The sequence below is a fragment of the Microbacterium sp. Leaf436 genome (assembly GCF_001424715.1).
Taxonomy (GTDB): domain Bacteria; phylum Actinomycetota; class Actinomycetes; order Actinomycetales; family Microbacteriaceae; genus Microbacterium.
Map to the genome: position 1 here is coordinate 586,306 of NZ_LMRB01000001.1, position 19,422 is coordinate 605,727.

Genomic DNA, 19,422 nt, shown 5'->3' on the forward strand with positions numbered 1-19,422 from the left:
GGCACGGCCGAAGCCGATGCCCGCCCGTCCGCGGTGGCGGATTACTTGAAGGTGTCCTTGACGTTCTCGCCGGCCTTCTTGGCATCCGCCTTCACCTGGTCGGCCTTGCCCTCTGCGGCCAGCTTGTCGTTGTCGGTCGCGTTGCCGATGGCTTCCTTCGCCTTGCCGACGATGTCCTGAGCGGCGTTCTTGATCTTGTCGTCGAGACCCATGGCCTGACTCCTTTACCTGTCGTGACGGCGTCGGCGGCGGGTGTTCGTCGCGACGGAGCGGGTGCGCTCGGGGATGAGACGAGACGACGGGACGATTCGTCACGCGATGTTCGGAAAATTTTCCCGCGTGCCGATATTCCTCGCACGGAATGCACCCGTGACGGCGGCGCGCGATCTGGTTAGGGTCGAAGGGTGGCGCGCACCGAATGGGACCCCGAGAACCTCCCCGACCTCACGGGGCGCTCCTACCTGGTCACGGGAGCCACGCGCGGCCTCGGCTTCTTCTCGTGCGTGCAGCTCGCCGCCGCCGGAGCCCACGTGGTGCTGACCGGACGCAACCCCAACGCCTTGGCCGCGGCGAAGGCCGCCGTCACGCGCGGTGATCCGGATGCCGACATCGAGACGCTGCTGCTCGACACCAGCAACATGGGGTCGGTGCGGGCGGCGGCCGCCACCGCCCGCGCACGCGGCCGGCTCGACGGTCTGCTGCTGAACGCCGGCGTCGTGCACCCGCCCAAGACCCGAGAGATGGCCGGCGGGCACGAGCTCGTGTTCGCCACCAACGTTCTGGGGCACTTCGCCCTGGCGGGCGAGTTGCTCAAGCCCCTCGCCACGGCGCGGGGCCGCATGGTCTGGGTGGGGAGCATGTCGACCTCGCTGTGGAGGCACGTTCCCACCGACCCCGAGCTCACCGAGGGCTACACCCCGTGGCGCGCGTACGTGCAGTCGAAGGCGGCGACGACCGCCCTGGCGCTCGAGGCCGACCGGCGGCTGCGGGCCCACGACGTGCCCGTCGAGAGCCTCGTCGCGCACCCCGGTTACTCCACGAGCGGGCGCACCCGCGGCATCCGGGGCGTGAACGAGCCGACGCGGCTCGAGCGCTTCCTCGACAACCTGCAGGCGCCCATCACCCAGTCCAAGGAGCACGGCGCCTGGGCGCTGGTGCGGGCGCTCGTCGACCCGCACGCCGAGGGCGGGGCCATGTACGGGCCGGCACTCGTCGCGCGGGGTGCCCCGCGCCCGGCCACGCCGGCGCGCCGCATCCGCGGGAGCGAACTCGGCGCCGAGCTGTGGCGCGCGTGCGAGACGGCGACGCACGTGCGCTGGCCGTTCGACCGCGCGCGGCGCGCGGCGTCGTGATCCGCCCCCGTCGATGTCGCCGGCGGGCCCTACAGTGATCGCATGGACCAGGCGATCGCCGACAGCATCGAGTTCGACGACGCCCGTGGCTTGAGCGCGGCCGAGGTGGGCGAACGGGTCGCCTCGGGGCAGACCAACGCGTTCACCGCCGACAGCAGCCGCAGCGCGTGGAACATCGTGCGGTCGAACGTCTTCACGCTCTTCAACGGGATCGTCGGCGCGTGCTTCCTCGTTCTGCTGCTGCTCGGACGGTGGCAGGACGCCCTGTTCGGCGTGGCCGCGTTGTCGAACGCCGTGATCGGATGCGTGCAGGAGTTCCGCGCGAAGGCGGCGCTCGACCGGCTCGCGCTGCTCAACGCACCGCGCGCCCGGGTGCGCCGCGACGGGGTCGACGTCGAGATCGCCCCGTCCGAGGTCGTGCGCGACGATCTGCTGGTGCTGCGCGCCGGCGACCAGGTGTCGGCCGACGCCGTCGTCGTCGACTCGGGGGCGCTGCAGATCGACGAGTCGATGCTGACCGGCGAATCGGATGCCGTCGACAAGAGGCCCGGTGACGAGGCGCTGTCGGGATCGATCGTCGTGGCGGGCGAGGGCACGGCCCGCGTCGTGCGCGTGGGCGCCGAGTCGTACGCGAACGCCTTCGCCACCGAGGCGAAACGCTTCCAGCTCGTCTCGAGCGAACTGCGTACCTCGATCGACCGCGTGCTGCGGTGGGTCGGCTGGGGCGTCGGTCCCATCGGACTGCTGGTGCTGAACGCCCAGATGATGGTCGCCGGCGGGTGGGTGCAGGCGTGGCAGCAGGGCACCTGGTCGCAGGCCGTCGTGAACACGATCGCCTCGCTCACCGCGATGATCCCGCTGGGGCTCGTGCTGATGACCTCGATCGCGTTCGCCGTCGGGGCGGCCCGGTTGGCGGGGCAGAAGGTGCTCGTCAACGAGCTGCCGGCGGTCGAGGGCCTCGCGCGCGTCGATGTCATCTGCCTCGACAAGACGGGCACGCTCACCGCGGGCGAGATCCGGTTCGACGCCGCGCTGCCGCTGGCCGAACGGGCGGGGTGGCAGCAGACCCTGGGGTGGTACGGCGCGGCGCCCGACGCCAACGCCACGGCGCAGTGCCTGCGCGAGCCGTTCCCGGTCGAGGCCCCGCTCGACGCCTCCCGGCGCATCCCGTTCTCGTCGGCACGCAAATGGAGCGCGGTGTCGTTCGCCGCGGGCCCGTCCGGCACCTGGGTGCTCGGTGCGCCCGAGATGGTCTTCGGCGACGTCGCGGGCGACGCCGGCACCGAGCTGGGTGCGGCGGTGACCCGCTTGGCGTCGTCGGGGCGCCGCACGCTCGTTCTCGCCCACACCGGCGCACCGCTCGACGACGCCGATGTCGAAGCCGAACGTTTTCCCGCCGCGCCCGTGGCCGTCGCCGTGCTCACCTTCGTCGAGGCGGTGCGCCCCGACGCCGCCGAGGCGCTGGCCTACTTCCGCGACCAGGGCGTGGGCGTGCGCGTGATCTCGGGCGACAATCCCCGCACCGTGGCCGCGATCGCGCGCGAGGTGGGGCTCGAGGTCGACGAGGGCTACGACGCCCGGCGCCTCCCCGACGACGACGTCGAGCTCGGCGAGATCCTCGAGCAGCACACGGTGTTCGGCCGGGTCACCCCCGACCAGAAGAGGCGCATGGTCACCGCCCTCCAGGCGCGCGGGCACGTCGTGGCCATGACGGGCGACGGGGTCAACGACGCACTCGCGATCAAGACGGCCGACATCGGCATCGCGATGAACTCGGGAGCTGCGGCCACCAAGGCGGTGGCGCGTCTCGTGCTGCTCGACGGTCGGTTCTCGCACCTGCCGTCGGTGGTCGCCGAGGGTCGTCAGGTGATCGCGAACATCGAGCGCGTGTCGATGCTCTTCCTCACCAAGACCGTCTACGCGACGGGTCTCGCCGTGCTGTTCGGGGCGCTGGTGATGGAGTTCCCCTTCCTCCCGCGGCAGTTGTCGATCACCGATGGCCTCACGATCGGCATCCCGGCGTTCTTCCTCGCCCTGCTCCCGAACACCCAGCGCTACGTGCCGGGCTTCTTGAAGAGGTCGCTGAGCTTCGCGATCCCGGCCGGGATCGTCATCGCCATCGCGCTCACCGTGTACACGCGGTTCGCGCTGGGCATGGGGCTGAGCGTCGAGCAGCTGCGCACCGGGGCGACGATCATCCTCGCCATCGTCGCGATCTGGGTGCTGACGGTGCTCTCGCGGCCGGTCACGCGGGTGAAGGTGCTCGTCATCGGGGCCATGTTCATCGCCCTCACGGCGATCTTCACGGTGCCGGCGCTGGGCGACTTCTTCCAGCTGCGCGACCCGGGCGAAGACGGAGCGGTGCTGATCACGATGATCGTCGTGGTCGCGATCGCCGCGATCGAGGCGGTGCGCTTCGCCCATCGCCGGTTCGTGCGGCGTCTGCTGCGGGCCGATGTCGAGGGATCTCGGCGCTGACGCGGCGGGTCAGATCATCGGCGTCGAGGCCACCACAGGTTCGACGCCCGTGCGCGCGAAGTAGCGTCGCGCGTGCGGGGGGACCCACATCGCCGCGATCACCGTGAGCGCCGCGATCAGCGCCACGATGATCGTCGGGTCGAGCTCGGTCAACGCCAGCGCCGCGGCCTGCAGGACGACCAGGACCGTCAGGTAGGTGGTGAGCAGAGTGCGGGCGAGGCGACTGCCGCGCGCGAGCGCCGAGCCGCCGGCGACGGTGAGCAGGCCCAGCAGGATGGTCGCGGCACCCACGAGCGAGACGGGGAGCACGAGGTCGTCGGTCACCTCGTAGCGGGTGAGCAGCACGAGGATGCCGAGCGCCGTGTTGAGCAGCCCGCCCAGGTAGACCAGCACGATCGCGACCGTGACGGCGACGGGGCGGCGCACCGTGGCGGGAGTGGTCATGGGGGCCTCACGATCGACGGCGGGGCAGGGTGCCGGTGGGGTCAGCGTAGCGACAGCGGGGGCGATCCTCAGCGCGTCAGCCAGACCGAAGTGCCCGCGCCGTCGGGAAGCGTCACGTCGACGCCGTCCGCGCGCACCACGGCGTCGGAGACGACCTCGATCTCGTGCCCCACGTCGATGCCGCGCTCCACCAGCGCCCGCAGCAGCTCGGGGTCACGGTCGCTCACCCGCAGCACGCGCCCGGTGTGGCCCGTCGACGCCTGGGCGAGCAGCACGAAGGCTTCGCGGTGCACCGTGCCGTCGGCATCCGGGATCGCATCGCCGTGCGGGTCGAAGCGCGGTCGCCCGAGCCGGGCGTCGATGCCCTCCAGCAGTCGGTCGCTGAGCGCGTGCTCGAGCACCTCGGCCTCGTCGTGCACTTCGTCCCAGGCGTAGTCGAACTCGCGCACGAGCCAGGTCTCGATCAGGCGGTGGCGCCGGATCACCCCGGCGGCGCGGCGGCCGCCCGCCGCGGTGAGCGAGACGGGACCGTACGGCCGGTGCGTCACCAGGCCCTGGGCGGCGAGCTTCTTCACCATCTCGGTCACGCTCGACGGGGCGAGGCCCAGCATGGCGGCGAGCTGCGAGGGCGTGATCGGGGAGTCCTGCCACTCGGTGTGGTGGTAGATCGCCTTGAGATAGTCGTCGGACACGGGCGATTCCACGTCGTCAGCCTATCCGCCGGCGAAGACCAGCCACAGGAGCACGGCGTTCAAAGTGACCAGGAACACCGATGCCAGCACCCCGCCGGCGGTGGTGAGCGGCCGGTTGCGGTGCGCGCCGAGCAGATCGCGCCGCGCGGTGAGGGCGACGAGGGGGATGAGCGCGAACGGGATGCCGAACGACAGCACGACCTGGCTGAGCACCAGGGCGAGCGTGGGGTCGACGCCGAGGGCCAGGATGACCAGTGCGGGGATGAGGGTGACGAGCCGCCGCACCAGCAGGGGGACGCGCACGCGCAGCAGGCCGTGCATGATCTCGGCGCCGGCGTACGCACCGACCGAGGTCGAGGCGAGCCCGCTGGCGAGCAGCCCGACGGCGAACATCGTCGCCACGACCGGGCCGAGTCCGTCGCGGAGAGCCGCGTAGGCGCCCTCGAGGCTGTCGGTGCCGTCGACGCCGGCGAGGTTCGCCGCGGCCAGCAGCAGGATCGCGAGGTTGACGGTTCCGGCGACCACGAGGGCGATGGTGACGTCCCAGCGGGTGGCGCGCAGCAGTCGGAGCGTCGAGATGCCGCGGGCCTGCTCGAGGTCGGCTGCCGCCGTCGGCGACCCGGGGGCGAAGCGGTCGCGGCTGAGCGCCGAGTGCGCGTAGATGGCGTGCGGCATGATCGTCGCGCCCAGGATCGACGCGGCCAGCAGCACCGAGTTCGTCCCCTCGAAACGCGGAACGAGCCCCTCGACCACGCCGGCGGGGTCGGGCGGCGCGAAGAACAGGCCGAAGGTGAATCCCGCCGCGATGATGAGCAGGAGCCCGATCAGCACGGTCTCGAACGCCCGCGCACCCCGCCGGGACTGCACGACGAGCAGCAGCATCGACACGACGCCGGTGATCGCGCCGCCCCACACGAGCGGGATGCCGAACAGCAGGTTCAGGGCCACGGCGCCGCCGATGACCTCGGCGATGTCGGTGGCCATGGCGACGAGCTCGGCCTGTACCCAGTAGAGGCGTCGGGCCCAGGGCCGCTGGATGCGGCGTCCGAGCACCTGGGGCAGGCTCTCGCCGGTGACGATGCCGAGCTTGGCCGAGAGGTACTGGATGAGCCACGCCATGACGTTGCCCAGCACGACCACCCACACCAGCAGGTAGCCGAAGGTCGCGCCGGCGGTCATGTTGCTGGCGACGTTGCCGGGGTCGAGGTAGGCGACCCCCGCGACCATCGCCGGTCCGAGCAGCCACAGCCCACGCCCGGGGGTGTGGCGTCGGTCGGCGACCAGGTCATTTTTCGGCATGCCGAAACCCTATCGATATTTCGGGTGACCGAAAAGCGGGGGAGTGGTCGCGGGTGCGGCCCGGGTAGCCTGAACCGGTGACGGATGCCGCTGACCCCGCGCCCGAGCCCCGGGTCGCGCCGGAACCCGACGGGGGCGCCGCCGCCCCGACCCACGGCGTCGGACCCTGGCCCGGGGAATGGCCCGACGACCCGCGGTACGACCCCGATCTCCTGGCCCACGGCGACACGCGCAACGTCGTCGACGGATACCGCTACTGGTCGATGGAGGCCATCGTCGCCGACCTCGACGCGCAGCGGCATCCCTTCCACGTCGCGATCGAGAACTGGCAGCACGACCTCAACATCGGATCGATCGTGCGCAGCGCCAACGCCTTCCTGGCCGCCGAGGTGCACATCGTCGGCAAGCGCCGGTGGAACCGCCGCGGCGCGATGGTGACCGACCGCTATCAGCACGTGCGTCACCACGAGGACGTCGCGGCGTTCACCGCCTGGGCGCGCGAGGCGGGTCTGCCCGTGATCGCCGTCGACAACGTCGAGGGATCGGTGCCGGTCGACCGGGCCGACCTGCCCGAGCGCTGCGTGCTGCTGTTCGGCCAGGAGGGCCCGGGTCTGTCGCCCGAGGCGATCGAGGCCGCGACCGGCGTGGTCGAGATCACGCAGTACGGTTCGACGCGGTCGATCAACGCCGCGTCGGCGGCCGCCGTGATCATGTACGAGTGGTGCCGTCGCTGGGCGTGAGCCCGTGCGAGGGTGGAGGGATGCCGCAAGCCGTCACCCTCATCCGTTCGGCCTCGCTGTCGAGCGTCGCCGAGTACGCCTACGCCGCGACAGCCCCCGCCGAGGCCCGATTGATCTTCCTCGCGGGCTCCTGCCCCCTCGACGCCGACGGCGCGACCGTCGGGGTGGGCGACGTCGCGGCACAGGCCCGGAGCTGCGTCGACAACCTCGTCACCGCGCTCGCCGATGCCGGGGCGCAGCTCACCGACGTCATCTCGACGCGGGTGCTCGTGGCATCCACGCGTCAGACCGATCTGGTCGCGGCGTGGGACGTCGTGCGCGCCGCGTTCGGCGACCACGACGTGCCGAGCACGTTGATCGGGGTCACGGTGCTGGGCTACGACAGCCAGCTGGTCGAGATCGAAGCCGTCGCCGCGGTGCTCGACGAGGTCGCGGCCGAGGGCGTCGACGCCCTCGGCTGAGCCCCGACGCGGGTCGGGTGGCTGCCCTCACCGGCTCCGCGGCGAGTTCGGCCCGGGGGATCGAGGGGCGGGCGTCACCCGCCCGCCGTCATCCACCTCTGCCCGCGCACGCGCAGTCCCAGGGTGAACGCGCGCGCGAGCATGTAGACGCCGAAGAACGACGCGGCCAGCCACGCGAGCCCCGCGGCGCCGCCGCCGGCGAAGAGCGCCACGAGCACCAGCGCGGGCACGTACGGCATCAGGTTGAGCACGCCCGCGAGGGCGAGGTAGCGCGCGTCGCCCGCGCCGATCAGCACCCCGTCGAGCACGAACACGAAAGCGGCGAGCGGCTGCGCCAGGGCGAGCACGAGCAGCGCCGGCTGGATGAGGGCGGCGATCGCGGGATCGCCGGTGAACACGAGCCCCACCACGCCCGACGCGGCGGCCACGATCGCCCCCACGGCGAGGCCGAACCACACACCCCAGGCGCTCGTGCGCCGCAGCACCCGGCCGACGGTCGGGGAGTCACCGGCGCCCAGGGCGCTGCCGATCAGCGCCTGCGCGGCGATCGCGAGCGCGTCGAGGGCGAACGCCGCGGTCGAGAAGATGGTGAACGCGATCTGCCACCCCGCCAGCTCCGCCGAGCCGAGACCGGTCGCGACGGCCACGGTGGCGAGGAACGCCACGCGCAGGCTCACCGTGCGCAGGAACAGCCAGCCGCCCGAACGGGCCGTGCCGCTCAGCCCCGCGCGCTCGGGGCGGATGGACGCCGAATGCCGACGGGCCAATCGCCGCACGACCAGCACGTACGCGCCCACCATTCCCCATTGCGCCACGACCGTTCCGGCGGCGGAGCCGGCGATCCCCCAGCCGAAGCCGTAGATGAAGACGGCGTTGAGCAGCGCGTTGGCGCCGAAGCCGAGGCCGGCGATCCACAGCGGCGTCACGGTGTTCTGCATCCCGCGGAGCAATCCGGTCGCCGCGAACACGACCAGCATGGCGGGCAGGCCCCACATCGAGATCGACAGGTACGTGCGCGCGTTCTCGGCGACGTCGGGGGCGGCGCCGAACACGTCGACGATCGCGGGCGTCGCCAGCACGCCGACCGCCGCGAGCAGCGCGCCGAGACCCACGGCGAGCCACATGCCGTCGATGCCCACCGAGACCGCGCGACCGAACTCGCCCGCGCCGAAGCGGCGTGCCACGGCGGGGGTCGTCGAGTACGCGAGGAACACCATGAGTCCGACGACGGTGTGCAGCACCGCTCCCGCGATACCGAGACCGGCCAGGGGCGCCACGCCCAGGTGCCCGACCATCGCCGCGTCGACGATGAGGAACAGCGGCTCGGCGATGAGCGCGCCCAGCGCCGGAACGGCGAGCCTGAGGATCGCGCGGTTCAGCGTCTCGGGTGGGCGGGTGGTCACGCTCCGAGCCTAGGGCGGGGGTGCGACACCGCCCGGGAGCGTGCGGTCATCGACCGCCGTTCCGAGCCCGCACCGATGTGGGGCACTTATCCTGACTGCATGACCGACAACCTCCGTTCCGGTCTCGCGCTCGAAGAGCTCAGCGACGAGATCCGCCCGCAGGACGACCTGTTCCGCCACGTGAACGGCCGCTGGCTGGAGCGCACCGAGATCCCCGACGACAAGGCCCGCTGGGGCTCGTTCCACCTCATCGCCGAGCAGGCCGAGGCGAACGTGCGCACCATCGTGCAGGAGTCGCAGGATGCCGAGCCCGGCACCGAGGCCCGCAAGATCGGCGATCTCTTCGCGAGCTTCATGGACACTGAGCGCATCGAGCAGCTCGGCCGCGCGCCCATCGAGGCCCGCCTGGAGCGCGTCGACGCCGTGACCGACATCGCCTCGTTGCTGCAGCTCATCGGCGACCTCGAGCGCGACGGCGTCAGCGGTCTGCTGGCGCTGTTCGTCGAGCCCGACCCCGGCGCGCCCACCCGCTACGTCCCGGTGCTGTACCAGAGCGGCATCTCGCTGCCCGACGAGAGCTACTACCGCCTCGAGAACTTCGACGAGACCCGCACGGCGTACCGCGGCCACATCGAGCGCTTGCTCGACCTGGCCGGCGTCGCCGAGGCCGCGGCATCCGCGGACCGCGTCTTCGCCCTCGAGACCGAGATCGCCACGCACCACTGGTCGCGCGAAGACAACCGCGACGCGGTCAAGACGTACAACCTGAAGTCGTGGGACGACACCGTCGCCCTGGCCGGGCTCGACCTCGAGCCGTGGCGTTCCGCCGTCGCGCCGGGGCACGAGAACGCGCTCGCCGAGGTCGTCGTCTATCAGCCGAGCTTCATCGAGTCGCTCGGGGGGCTGCTGGTCGAGGAGCGCCTGGACGACTGGAAGGCGTGGGTGCGGTTCAAGATCGTGCACTCCGCCGCATCGTTCCTCTCCGACGACTTCGTCGCCGAGAACTTCTCCTTCTACGGCACGCAGCTGACGGGCGTGCCGGTCAACCGCGAGCGCTGGAAGCGGGGGGTGGGTCTCGTCGAGGCCGCCCTGGGCGAGGCGATCGGCAAGGTCTACGTCGAGCGGCACTTCCCGCCGGCGGCGAAGGACGCCATGGACGGCCTGGTCGCCAACCTCATCGAGGCGTACCGTCGGTCGATCCGCGGCCTCGAGTGGATGACCGAAGAGACGCGCGAGCGCGCCCTCGCGAAGCTCGACGCGTTCACGCCGAAGATCGGCTACCCCGTGCGCTGGAAGGACTACGGCGAGCTCGAGGTCGTCGCCGACGACCTGATCGGCAACGTACGCCGCGCTCACCTGTGGGAGCACGACCGCCAGCTCGCGAAGGTCGGCCAGCCGATCGACCGCGACGAGTGGTACATGACCCCGCAGACCGTGAACGCGTACTACAACCCGCTCATGAACGAGATCGTGTTCCCCGCCGCGATCCTGCAGTACCCGTTCTTCGACGCCGACCGTGACGCCGCGGCCAACTACGGCGGCATCGGTGCGGTGATCGGTCACGAGATCGGACACGGCTTCGACGACCAGGGCAGCCGTTTCGACGGTGACGGGTCGCTGCGCGACTGGTGGACGGATGCCGACCGCGCGGCCTTCGAGGAGCGCACCAAGGCCCTCATCGCCCAGTACGACGCGCTCGTGCCGCAGGGCCTCGCCGACGAGCACCACGTCAACGGCGCCCTCACCATCGGCGAGAACATCGGCGACCTGGGCGGCCTCGGCATCGCGATCGCGGCATACCGCCTCTTCCTCGAGGGACAGGGCGAGACGGCGGGTGAGGGCCCCGACGTCGACGGGTTCACCGGCATCCAGCGTCTGCTGCTGAGCTGGGCTCAGATCTGGCAGCAGAAGGGGCGCGACGCCGAGACGATCCGGCTGCTCACCATCGACCCGCACTCGCCGAACGAGTTCCGCTGCAATCAGATCGTGCGTAACATCGACGCATTCTACGAGGCGTTCGGAGTCACCGAGGGCGACGCCCTCTGGCTCGACGCCGACCAGCGCGTCACCATTTGGTGAGGTCGCGTTTGTTGCCCTCCTGACCCGGAAGGAGCCACGCTCGTGGGCATGCCCCCGGTTCCCGAGCCCGCCGTGCCCGACCCCGTCGGCGGGCCCGTGGAGTCGTCGTCTCGTCGCGACGCCCCCGCCCTGCGCGGGGCGGGACGCAAGGGGCCCAAGCGCCTCCCCCGTCGTGCCGCGGCCGGTCGTCGGTCGTTCACGGCGACGCTGCGCTCGCTCGACGAGCTGGCGGCGTCGGGGGCCAAGGTCTCGGTGCGCATCGACGATCTCGACGGTGGGGCGGAGGTGCTCTCGGGCGACGACTTCGTGACGCTGCCCGTCGGCGGTCTCGGCGTGGTGCCGCTGCTGATCGAGGTCGCCGCCGCGATCGAGGCGGGGCGCCTCGACCCGCTCGAGATCGTCGACCGCGCGTCGGTGCACGACGCCGCCCAGGGCGGGGTCTGGCAGCACCTCAAGGCCCCGGCGCTGCCCGTGGCCGATCTCGCGGCGTTGGCCGCGTCGTCGGGCGACGCTCTGGCGGTCAATGCCCTCGTGCACCGGGTGGGGCTGCAATCGGTGCGGGCCCGGGTCGAACAGCTGGGCCTGCGGCGCACGGCGCTGCTCGACCGGTTCCGCGACGCCCGCGGACCCGATGACGCCCCCCATCTGGCCCTGTCCACGGCGCGCGAGATGGCGCACGTGTTCGCCGGTCTGGTGAACTCGACCATCGTGTCGCCGGGGGTCAGTGCGCAGGTCGCGGAGTGGCTGAGCCTGAACCACGACCTGTCGCTCGTGGCATCCGCCACCGGCCTCGATCCCTTCGCCCACGAGAACGATCAGCACGGTCTGCTGTTCGTCAACAAGACGGGTCGCGCGGCGGGCGTGCGCGCCGAGGCCGGCGTCTTGGGCGGACCGCGCGCGGGCGTCGCGTTCGCGCTGATCGTCAACTTCGACGACCTCTCGATCGCCCACCGTCTGCGGGCGCACGACGCCTTCCGCGTGCTGGGTGTCGAGCTCATGGAGTACGTGTACTGACGGGCGGCGAAGAATGCTCCCCCACCGGGCGCGCGAACGCAATCCCTTCCCCGGCGCGGAGGGTCGCTGGGACGCTATTGGCCTCCACACGAAAGAAGGGACCGGGGCCATGTCCGACTCCTCCACCACCGACCCGTTCGCCGACAACGCCGGCCCCGAGGGCCACTCCATCACCGACTGGACCGACCTCGGTCGCGAGATGTGGTCGTACCTGACCGGTCGCGGCGCGGCCGTCAACTACTCGTTCGTCGACATGACCGTCGAGGTTCCCCGCGACATCGGCCCCGACGCCCCGCGCGCGACCTGGAAGCTCAACGGCACCCTGCGCGTCACGACGAGCGACGACACCGCGGCCGGGTCCGACCCGCACCGCGGCAGCTGAGGGGCGGCGCCGTCATGGTGCGTCTCGACATCGACCTCGCCTTCTCGGAGCGCGACGAGACGGAGGATGCCGGGTCGCCTCCGTTCGAGGGCGCGGTGACCGCCGCGGGCTCCGAGGTGCGCGTCTTCGTGAGCGACCCCTCGCGCCTGCCGGGCCGCGGTCGGCGCACCCTGGGTGAGCTGTCCACCTTGGCCGACGCCCTGGCATCCCGGGGCATCTCGGTGCGTGTGGAGGGGCCGGACGGTCCGATCCTGCACCTCGGCGACGTCAAACGCAGCGTGCTGCAGCGGGCGGTCACGGGGTCGGCGCACATCCGGCTGGGTTCGGTCGCGGCGGTGGCACCGCTGCTGATGAAACGGAACGGTCGGGGATCGGTCTTCCCGATCCCGCCGGGCACCCCGATGCCGCTGGTTCCCACCGTCAACCGCACGGTGCGCCGCCGCATCACCACGACGCACTACACGCCCGGCTCGGGGCGGCCGCGCCTGATCTTCGCGGTCGGCGACGCGACGTGGGACGGCTCGCGGCCGCGCGAGTTCGACCTGCTGCCCGAGAAGACCGTGATCGGTTCGGGCGAAGAGGTCGACCTGCGCCTGCCCGGCTTGGCGCCGGTGCACGCCGAGATCCGCCACGAGGGCGACGACGAGTACGTGCTGTACGGCTTCGACGAGGTCGGGGGCGGCGGGGCGCGCGAGCAGGGCCCGGGTCGTGACCGCGGCGGGCGCATCCTGCGCACCGGTGCGCGTATCGAGCTGGGCGACTGGCGGCTCGCCTACTTCCGCGCTGAGTTCGCCGATCACGGCCGACCGTACGGCGGGCGCGTCGGCGGCGAGCTGGCGCGTCAGCGGAAGCAACCGCCGCGGGGTGGGAGCGGCCCGCTCAGCCGCGCGAGCGATCCCGACTGAGACGGTGGACGGGCTGGGCGCCGTCGAAGCGGCATCCGTTCGTCGAGGACGCATCCGTTCGTCGAGGCCGCACGTGAGTGCGCTCGATCGGATGCGGTCTCGACGAACGAATGCGTCCTCGGTCGGGCGTGGCGGTAGCGACGCCGCCTCACGACCGCGTCAGAAGACGATCGTGTGGTTCCCGTCGCGCAGCACGCGGTCTTCGGCGTGCCACAGGACCGCGCGCGAGAGCACCTGGCGTTCGACGTCGGCGCCGCGACGGGCGAGCTCGGCCGCCGAGTCGGCGTGCGTGACGCGCACCGTGTCCTGCTCGATGATCGGACCCTCGTCGAGGTCGCTCGTGACGTAGTGCGAGGTGGCGCCGATGAGCTTGACCCCGCGCTGCTTGGCCTTCTTGTACGGCTCCGCGCCGATGAAGGCCGGCAGGAACGAGTGGTGGATGTTGATCACCGGCACCCCGATCTTCTCGAGGAAGTCGGGCGAGAGGATCTGCATGTACCGCGCCAGCACGATGAAGTCGACGTTGCCGACGAGCAGCTCGAGGATGCGGGCCTCGGATGCCGACTTGTCGGGCCCGGGCGTCGAGGGGACGTGGAAGAACGGAACGCCGAAAGAGCGCACGTCGTCGGCCGAGGAGGTGTGGTTCGACACCACCATGGGGATGCTCACGGGCAGGTCGCCACGGCGGTGACGCCACAGCAGGTCGAGAAGGCAGTGGTCCTGCTTCGACGACAGGATCGCCATGCGCTTCGGCGTCGAGAGGTCGGTGAGGGTCCACTCGAGCTCGAAGCCGTCGCCGAGCGTCTTCGCGAGGTCGGCCTCGATCTCGGGCAGGGCCGCGGGCAGGTCGGGGCGGTGGAACACCACGCGCTGGAAGTACGCGCCGCCGCGCAGCTGGTCGGAGTACTGGTCGAAGGCGACGACGTTGCCGCCCTGTCGCGCGATGAGGGCCGAGACGGCGGCGATGATGCCGGGGGTGTCACTGCCGTGCACGATGAGACACGCGTGATCGGGCTGCAGGTGGGGGCTCGCGGAGACCATCGGACCATTCTGCCGTGCGCCGACGCGGTCGCCGACCAGGTTGCGGCGCACAGCGGGGCGCTGTTCGTGCACCGGGGCGGTCACCGTGCGCCCCGGTGCGCCGATCGCGCCCCGGTGCGCCGGGCTGACCGCACCAGCCTCGATGTCGGCGGGCGGGGCTAGCCTGGGAGACGTGAACAACGCCCTGCGCCTCGACCGGCCGGGGTGGCGCACCTGGGTGCTGTGGGGCGTCGGCCTGCTCGCCTACGTCGTCTCGATCGTCAACCGCACGTCGCTCTCGGCCGTGGGCGTCGATGCCGCCACCCGCTTCCACGCCGACGCGTCGGCGCTGTCGATGTTCGCCGTCATCCAACTCTTCGTCTACGGCGCCATGCAGATCCCGGTGGGCCTGCTGCTCGACCGCTTCGGCGCGCGGCCCATGATCGCGATCGGCATGGTGCTCATGGCGCTCGGCCAGCTGGTGATGGCGTTCGCCGATGCGGTGGGGATCGGCATCCTGGCCCGCGTGCTGATCGGGGCGGGCGACGCAGCCATCTTCCCCAGCGTGCTGCGCGTGATCGCGACGTGGTTCCCGGCGCAACGCGCGCCGCTGCTGGTGCAGCTCACCGGCATCATCGGCCAGTTCGGCCAGATCATCGCCGTGGTGCCGCTCGCCGCGCTGCTGCACGCCACGAGCTGGAGCGTCGCCTTCGGCAGCGTCGCGGGACTCGGGGTGCTGTTCGCGGTGCTGACGTACGCGATCATCCGCAACCGCCCGCCCGAGCGTCGTACCGACCTGGTCGACACCTCGGTCGACACGCAGACCGGCGCGATCCGGGTCGTGACCTCGGCGGCCGACCTGCGGCAGGGGTTCCGCGAGTCGTGGGCGCACCCCGGCACCCGCCTCGGCTTCTGGTCGCACTTCGCCACCCCCTTCGCGGGGACGGCGTTCATGCTGCTCTGGGGCTTCCCGTTCCTCACCGCGGGCGAGGGGCTGCCGGCGGCGACGGCGTCGTTGATCATGACGACGCTCGTGCTGTTCGGCATCGTGTGCGGTCCGGTCATCGGCGCGTTGTCGAGTCGGCATCCCACCCGTCGTTCGCGCTGGCTCGTGCTCCCGGTCGTGGTGTTCCAAGCGCTGGTGTGGATCGCCGTGATCGCCTGGCCGGGGCCCGCCCCGGTGTGGCTGCTGATCGTGCTGATGTTCGCGCTGTCGACCGGGGGACCCGCCTCGATGATCGCGTTCGACCACGCGCGCACTTTCACTCCCAGCCACCGGCTCAGTACCGCGACCGGCATCGTCAACGGCGGCGGCTTCCTCGCCGCGCTCCTCGCGATCCTGTTCATCGGCGTCGCGATGGACGTGCAGGGGGCGGGGACCCCGGCGACCTACTCGCTGGATGCCTTCCGCCTGGCGTTCCTCACCCAGGTGCCGCTGTGGCTCGTCGGGGGGATCGCGATCGCCGTCGAGCGCGGGCGCACGATCCGTCACGTGGGCGGGTTCGACAAGCTGCCGCGCTGACGCCCGCGGCGAGGCCGGCAGGGGAGGACAGATCGCTCCGGTCAGCCCAGGCCGGTCACCCGCTGCCAGAGGTCGATGAGCAGCGGCACGACGTCGGAGGCCCGGTCGGCCGAACCGACGGCCACCGCGACGAGGGGATACACGGTCGTCGCGAGGGCGGCGAGCACGGCGACGACCGCGAAGGTCCACGCGAGCCAGACGCTGCGGCGCGTGACCGCCACCAGCAGGGCACCCGCGGCCACGACGACGCCGAGCAGGGTCGCGAGGGCGACACCGCCGACGGGGAACGGAACGAGGCCCGCCGTGCCGGCCGTGGTCGCGGCGAGGAAGCCGACGAGGGGCAGGTACAGCGCGAGGGCGATGATCACCGTGAGGGCCGCACCCACGCCGGTGGCGATGAACACGCCGCGGGGCCGGCGACGGGCACCCGAGGTCGCGCGCCTCACGGGTGCACCTCGAGCGACGTGACGCGGGAGTCGATGATCGTGGATGCCATGTCGATGTCCTCTCGTGAAGGTGACGGTGTCGTCACGGAGGAGACGTACCGGGCGGCGGAATCGTCACGCCCCGACGGGGTTTCCCCGACACGCACCCGGCGGACCCGGTGCGAGACTCGGAGCATGAGCGCGATCGACATCCGCACGCTGGACGACATCGACGGCATCCACCGGGCCGCGGGGGTACTCGACGAGGTGTGGGGCGAGCGCGGAACGATGCCGGCGAACATCCTGCGCGCCCTCGAACACGCGGGCAACTACGTCGTGGGCCTGTTCGACGGCGATCGCATGGTCGGCGCGTCGGCGGCGTTCTTCGCGCCGCCCGCCGAACGCTCGATGCACTCGCACATCACCGGCATCCTGCCCGGGTACCAGGGCCGCGGCCTCGGTCGTCAGCTGAAAGAGCACCAGCGCGCCTGGGCGCTGGAGCGCGGCGTCGGGCACATCACCTGGACTTTCGACCCGCTCGTCGCGCGCAACGCCCACTTCAACCTGGCCGTCCTCGGCGCCCGCGTCACCGACTACCTCGTCAACCAGTACGGCGAGATGGACGACGCCGTGAACCGCGGCGACGAGTCCGACCGCCTCATGGTCGCGTGGGCGCTCGCCGAGCCGCCCGCACCGACCCCCGCGGATGCCGAGATCCTCGCCGCCGTGGCGGTGCCCGACGACGTCGCGGCGCTCCGCCGCAGCGACCCGGTGGCCGCCGCCGAGTGGCGCGTGCGCGTGCGCGACGAACTGCGTGAGCACGGGGCATCCGGTCGCCGCGTCGGCGGTTTCGATCGACGCGGGTACCTCATCGTGCGGTGACGCCTCGCGTCGCCCGCTCCGTGGGGGCGGGCGACGCGGCAGGGATCACTGCTCGGTGATCGGGGTGTCCTTCTCGGCCGCCGGGTCGCCCTGACCGGGGCCCGGGCGCACGGCCGCGTCGTCGCGCACGTCGATGCGCGTGACCCCATCGTGCTCGGTGACGTCGAAACGCGGGGCGGCGTCTTCTTCGGTCGCCTTCGGTGCGCTCGTCAACTGGTCGTGACGGTTCTCTTCGAAGCTCTTCTCGTCGCTCATCGCGCTCACTCCTCGCCCGCCGAACGCCAGGCGTCCGACTCCATGTGGGAGCCCGCCTGCGGGCCCATCTGCAGCATTCCGCCGTCGACGACCCAGCTGGCGCCCGAGACGTACGATCCCGAGGGCGACGCGAGGAAGCGGATCACATCGGCGACCTCGCTCGGCTTGCCGGGGCGGCCGAGGGGGATGCCCGGGCGATGCGTGCGCTCCGCGTCGTCGGCCGACATGTCGTTGATGGGCGTCGCGATCTCGCCCGGGGCGACGGCGTTCGCGGTGATGCCGTACTGGCCGAGTTCGAGCGCCATCGTCTTGATCAGGCCGCCGAGACCGTGCTTGGCGGCGACGTAGGGGGCGGAGCCCACGCGGGGCTGGTGCTCGTGCACGCTCGACACCGCGATGAGACGACCGCCGTTACCGGCCTGCACCATGCGGCGGGCCGCGGTGTGCAGGGCGAGGAACGCTCCGTCGAGGTTGAGGGCGATGTCGGTGCGCCAGGTCTTCAGGTCGAGGTCGAGGAACGTGCCCCCGATGCCGCCGCCCGCGTTGTTGACGAAGACGTCGAGTCCGCCGAGCTCGTCGGCCATGGCGTTCACGGCGTCGGGGACGGAGTCGAAGTCGGTGGCGTCGAACTGCGCGACGATCGCGCGGGCGCCGCAGCCGCGGACGGCCTCGGCGGTCTCTTCGGCGCCGTCCTTGTCGGAGTGGTAGGTGATCGCGACGTCGATGCCGGCGTCGGCCAGGGCGAGGGCGGTGGCGGCACCGATGCCCGAGTCGGAGCCGGTGACGATCGCGTGGCGCGGGGTGAAGTCGCTCATGCGACCGACGCTACGCGTGCGCCCCGGCGCGGTCGGCGGCCTTGCCAGCGTCGGACGCGGGCGTTACGGTCCCGGCCCGGCTACCCTGCCCTCATGCCGCTCACCCGCGCCGCCGCCCCCGTGACCCTGGACGCCGTCGAGCTGCGCGTGCTGCAGATCCCGCTCGTCTCGCCCTTCACGACGTCGTTCGGCACCGAGACCGTGCGCGAGGTGATCGTCGTCGCGGCGGAGACTCCCGACGGGCGGGGGTGGGGCGAGGTGGTGACCATGGCCGCTCCGCTGTACTCCAGCGAGTACACCGCGAGCGCGTGGGACGTGCTGGCGAGGTACGTGGCGCCGGCGTTGCTGGAGCGCCGCGCCTTCGCGCCCGAAGAGGTCCCCGGCATCCTGCGTCCGTTCGTCGGGCACCGCATGGCCAAGGCGGGGCTCGAGCTCGCGGTGATCGACGCCGCCCTGCGCGCCGAGGGGCGCAGCTTCGGGCAGTACCTCGGCGCCGAGAAGGACCGCGTGCCCTCGGGCGTCTCGGTCGGCATCCAGCGCGACCCCGCGGCGCTCGTCGACGTCGTCGGCGGGTACCTCGACGAGGGCTACGTGCGCATCAAGATCAAGATCAAACCGGGGCGCGACCTCGCCGACACGGCCGCCGTGCGCGAGGCCTTCGGATCGATCCCGCTGCAGGTCGACGCGAACTCGGCCTACACGCTGCAGGATGCCGACACCCTCGCCGAACTGGACCGCTTCGACCTGCTGCTCATCGAGCAACCTCTGCAGGAAGACGACCTCGTCGACCACGCGACGCTCGCCGCGCGGTTGCGGACCCCCGTCTGCCTCGACGAGTCGATCGTGTCGGCGAAGGCGGCGGCCGACGCCCTGGCGCTGGGGTCGGGGTCGATCATCAACGTCAAGGCGGGTCGGATCGGCGGGTACCTGGAGGCCGTCGCGGTGCACGATCTGTGCCGCGACGCCGGCATCGCCGTCTGGTGCGGCGGCATGCTCGAGACGGGCATCGGCCGTGCCGCCAACGCCGCCCTCGCGGCCCTGCCGGGCTTCACTCTGCCCGGCGACATCTCGGCATCCGCCCGCTTCTACGAGCACGACATCGTCACCGAACCCGCCGTGCTCGACGACGGACACGTGCGCGTGCCGACCGGTCCGGGCCTCGGCGTCGAGATCGACGCGGCGGCGCTCGAGCGCTTCACCGTGCGCCGCGAGAGGCTCACACGGTGAGCAGGGCCGACGCTCGATAAACTGGAG

At 71.8% G+C, this 19,422-nt stretch carries 20 protein-coding genes; 11 read left to right on the forward strand and 9 right to left on the reverse strand.

The window, feature by feature from the left end:
- Positions 1–41: 41 nt before the first annotated feature.
- Positions 42–212: a CsbD family protein gene (locus ASG45_RS02825; protein ID WP_055832729.1), complete on the reverse strand. Its 171-nt coding sequence runs from the start codon at positions 210–212 to the stop codon at positions 42–44.
- 192 nt (positions 213–404) lie between these two features.
- On the opposite strand from ASG45_RS02825, the gene ASG45_RS02830 reads away from it, so the two are divergent.
- Complete coding sequence (locus ASG45_RS02830) at positions 405–1,352, forward strand: SDR family NAD(P)-dependent oxidoreductase (protein ID WP_055832730.1); 948 nt, start codon at positions 405–407, stop codon at positions 1,350–1,352.
- 42 nt (positions 1,353–1,394) lie between these two features.
- On the forward strand, positions 1,395–3,830 hold the full coding sequence (locus ASG45_RS02835; protein ID WP_055832731.1) for an HAD-IC family P-type ATPase: 2,436 nt from the start codon (positions 1,395–1,397) through the stop codon (positions 3,828–3,830).
- A gap of 9 nt (positions 3,831–3,839) precedes the next feature.
- Here ASG45_RS02835 and ASG45_RS02840 read toward each other — a convergent pair whose 3' ends face one another.
- From ASG45_RS02840 to ASG45_RS02850, 3 genes are all read right to left on the reverse strand, one after another.
- Positions 3,840–4,274: a hypothetical protein gene (locus ASG45_RS02840; protein WP_055832732.1), complete on the reverse strand. Its 435-nt coding sequence runs from the start codon at positions 4,272–4,274 to the stop codon at positions 3,840–3,842.
- 68 nt (positions 4,275–4,342) lie between these two features.
- Complete coding sequence (locus ASG45_RS02845) at positions 4,343–4,978, reverse strand: metal-dependent transcriptional regulator (RefSeq protein ID WP_055832733.1); 636 nt, start codon at positions 4,976–4,978, stop codon at positions 4,343–4,345.
- Between the two features lie 9 nt (positions 4,979–4,987).
- A complete protein-coding gene (locus tag ASG45_RS02850) occupies positions 4,988–6,265 on the reverse strand; it encodes an Nramp family divalent metal transporter (RefSeq protein WP_055832734.1) in 1,278 nt (425 codons plus the stop codon).
- Positions 6,266–6,342: 77 nt separating this feature from the next.
- Between ASG45_RS02850 and ASG45_RS02855 the strand changes: the two genes are divergently transcribed.
- The gene (locus ASG45_RS02855) at positions 6,343–7,005 is read left to right on the forward strand and encodes a TrmH family RNA methyltransferase (protein WP_055832735.1); all 663 of its coding nucleotides are present in this window, start codon (positions 6,343–6,345) and stop codon (positions 7,003–7,005) included.
- Positions 7,006–7,025: 20 nt separating this feature from the next.
- Positions 7,026–7,466 carry a RidA family protein gene (locus ASG45_RS02860; RefSeq protein ID WP_055832736.1) on the forward strand — a complete coding sequence of 147 codons (441 nt, stop codon included), beginning with the start codon at positions 7,026–7,028 and terminating at the stop codon, positions 7,464–7,466.
- Between the two features lie 74 nt (positions 7,467–7,540).
- Here the strand turns inward: ASG45_RS02860 and ASG45_RS02865 are convergent, their stop codons facing one another.
- Positions 7,541–8,869, reverse strand: a complete 1,329-nt coding sequence (locus ASG45_RS02865) for an MATE family efflux transporter (protein ID WP_055832737.1) — start codon at positions 8,867–8,869, stop codon at positions 7,541–7,543.
- A 99-nt stretch (positions 8,870–8,968) separates the two neighbouring features.
- On the opposite strand from ASG45_RS02865, the gene ASG45_RS02870 reads away from it, so the two are divergent.
- The 4 genes from ASG45_RS02870 to ASG45_RS02885 all read left to right on the forward strand — a co-directional run bounded on the left by ASG45_RS02870 (position 8,969) and on the right by ASG45_RS02885 (position 13,249).
- Positions 8,969–10,948, forward strand: coding sequence for a M13 family metallopeptidase (locus ASG45_RS02870; protein ID WP_055832738.1), 1,980 nt, complete (start codon positions 8,969–8,971; stop codon positions 10,946–10,948).
- 48 nt (positions 10,949–10,996) lie between these two features.
- Positions 10,997–11,962, forward strand: coding sequence for a serine hydrolase (locus tag ASG45_RS02875; RefSeq protein WP_070409946.1), 966 nt, complete (start codon positions 10,997–10,999; stop codon positions 11,960–11,962).
- A gap of 109 nt (positions 11,963–12,071) precedes the next feature.
- Positions 12,072–12,344: a hypothetical protein gene (locus ASG45_RS02880; RefSeq protein WP_055832739.1), complete on the forward strand. Its 273-nt coding sequence runs from the start codon at positions 12,072–12,074 to the stop codon at positions 12,342–12,344.
- A 14-nt stretch (positions 12,345–12,358) separates the two neighbouring features.
- Positions 12,359–13,249: an FHA domain-containing protein gene (locus ASG45_RS02885; protein WP_055832740.1), complete on the forward strand. Its 891-nt coding sequence runs from the start codon at positions 12,359–12,361 to the stop codon at positions 13,247–13,249.
- A gap of 159 nt (positions 13,250–13,408) precedes the next feature.
- Here the strand turns inward: ASG45_RS02885 and purU are convergent, their stop codons facing one another.
- Positions 13,409–14,290, reverse strand: coding sequence for a formyltetrahydrofolate deformylase (gene purU / locus ASG45_RS02890; protein WP_055833210.1), 882 nt, complete (start codon positions 14,288–14,290; stop codon positions 13,409–13,411).
- 172 nt (positions 14,291–14,462) lie between these two features.
- Here purU and ASG45_RS02895 point away from each other — a divergent pair, with 172 nt between their 5' ends.
- Positions 14,463–15,791, forward strand: coding sequence for an MFS transporter (locus ASG45_RS02895; protein ID WP_055832741.1), 1,329 nt, complete (start codon positions 14,463–14,465; stop codon positions 15,789–15,791).
- 41 nt (positions 15,792–15,832) lie between these two features.
- Here ASG45_RS02895 and ASG45_RS02900 read toward each other — a convergent pair whose 3' ends face one another.
- The gene (locus ASG45_RS02900) at positions 15,833–16,237 is read right to left on the reverse strand and encodes a hypothetical protein (protein WP_055832742.1); all 405 of its coding nucleotides are present in this window, start codon (positions 16,235–16,237) and stop codon (positions 15,833–15,835) included.
- Positions 16,238–16,411: 174 nt separating this feature from the next.
- Between ASG45_RS02900 and ASG45_RS02910 the strand changes: the two genes are divergently transcribed.
- Entirely contained in the window at positions 16,412–17,098 is a 687-nt protein-coding gene (locus ASG45_RS02910; RefSeq protein WP_055832744.1) for a GNAT family N-acetyltransferase, read from the forward strand.
- A gap of 45 nt (positions 17,099–17,143) precedes the next feature.
- Here ASG45_RS02910 and ASG45_RS02915 read toward each other — a convergent pair whose 3' ends face one another.
- Together ASG45_RS02915 and ASG45_RS02920 are read right to left on the reverse strand one after the other, a co-directional pair.
- Complete coding sequence (locus ASG45_RS02915) at positions 17,144–17,353, reverse strand: hypothetical protein (RefSeq protein WP_055832745.1); 210 nt, start codon at positions 17,351–17,353, stop codon at positions 17,144–17,146.
- A gap of 5 nt (positions 17,354–17,358) precedes the next feature.
- Positions 17,359–18,168: an SDR family oxidoreductase gene (locus ASG45_RS02920; RefSeq protein ID WP_055832746.1), complete on the reverse strand. Its 810-nt coding sequence runs from the start codon at positions 18,166–18,168 to the stop codon at positions 17,359–17,361.
- Positions 18,169–18,261: 93 nt separating this feature from the next.
- Here ASG45_RS02920 and menC point away from each other — a divergent pair, with 93 nt between their 5' ends.
- Positions 18,262–19,395 (forward strand): o-succinylbenzoate synthase, encoded by a 1,134-nt coding sequence (gene menC / locus ASG45_RS02925; RefSeq protein ID WP_055832747.1) that lies wholly within the window; start codon positions 18,262–18,264, stop codon positions 19,393–19,395.
- The last annotated feature ends 27 nt before the right edge of the window (positions 19,396–19,422 follow it).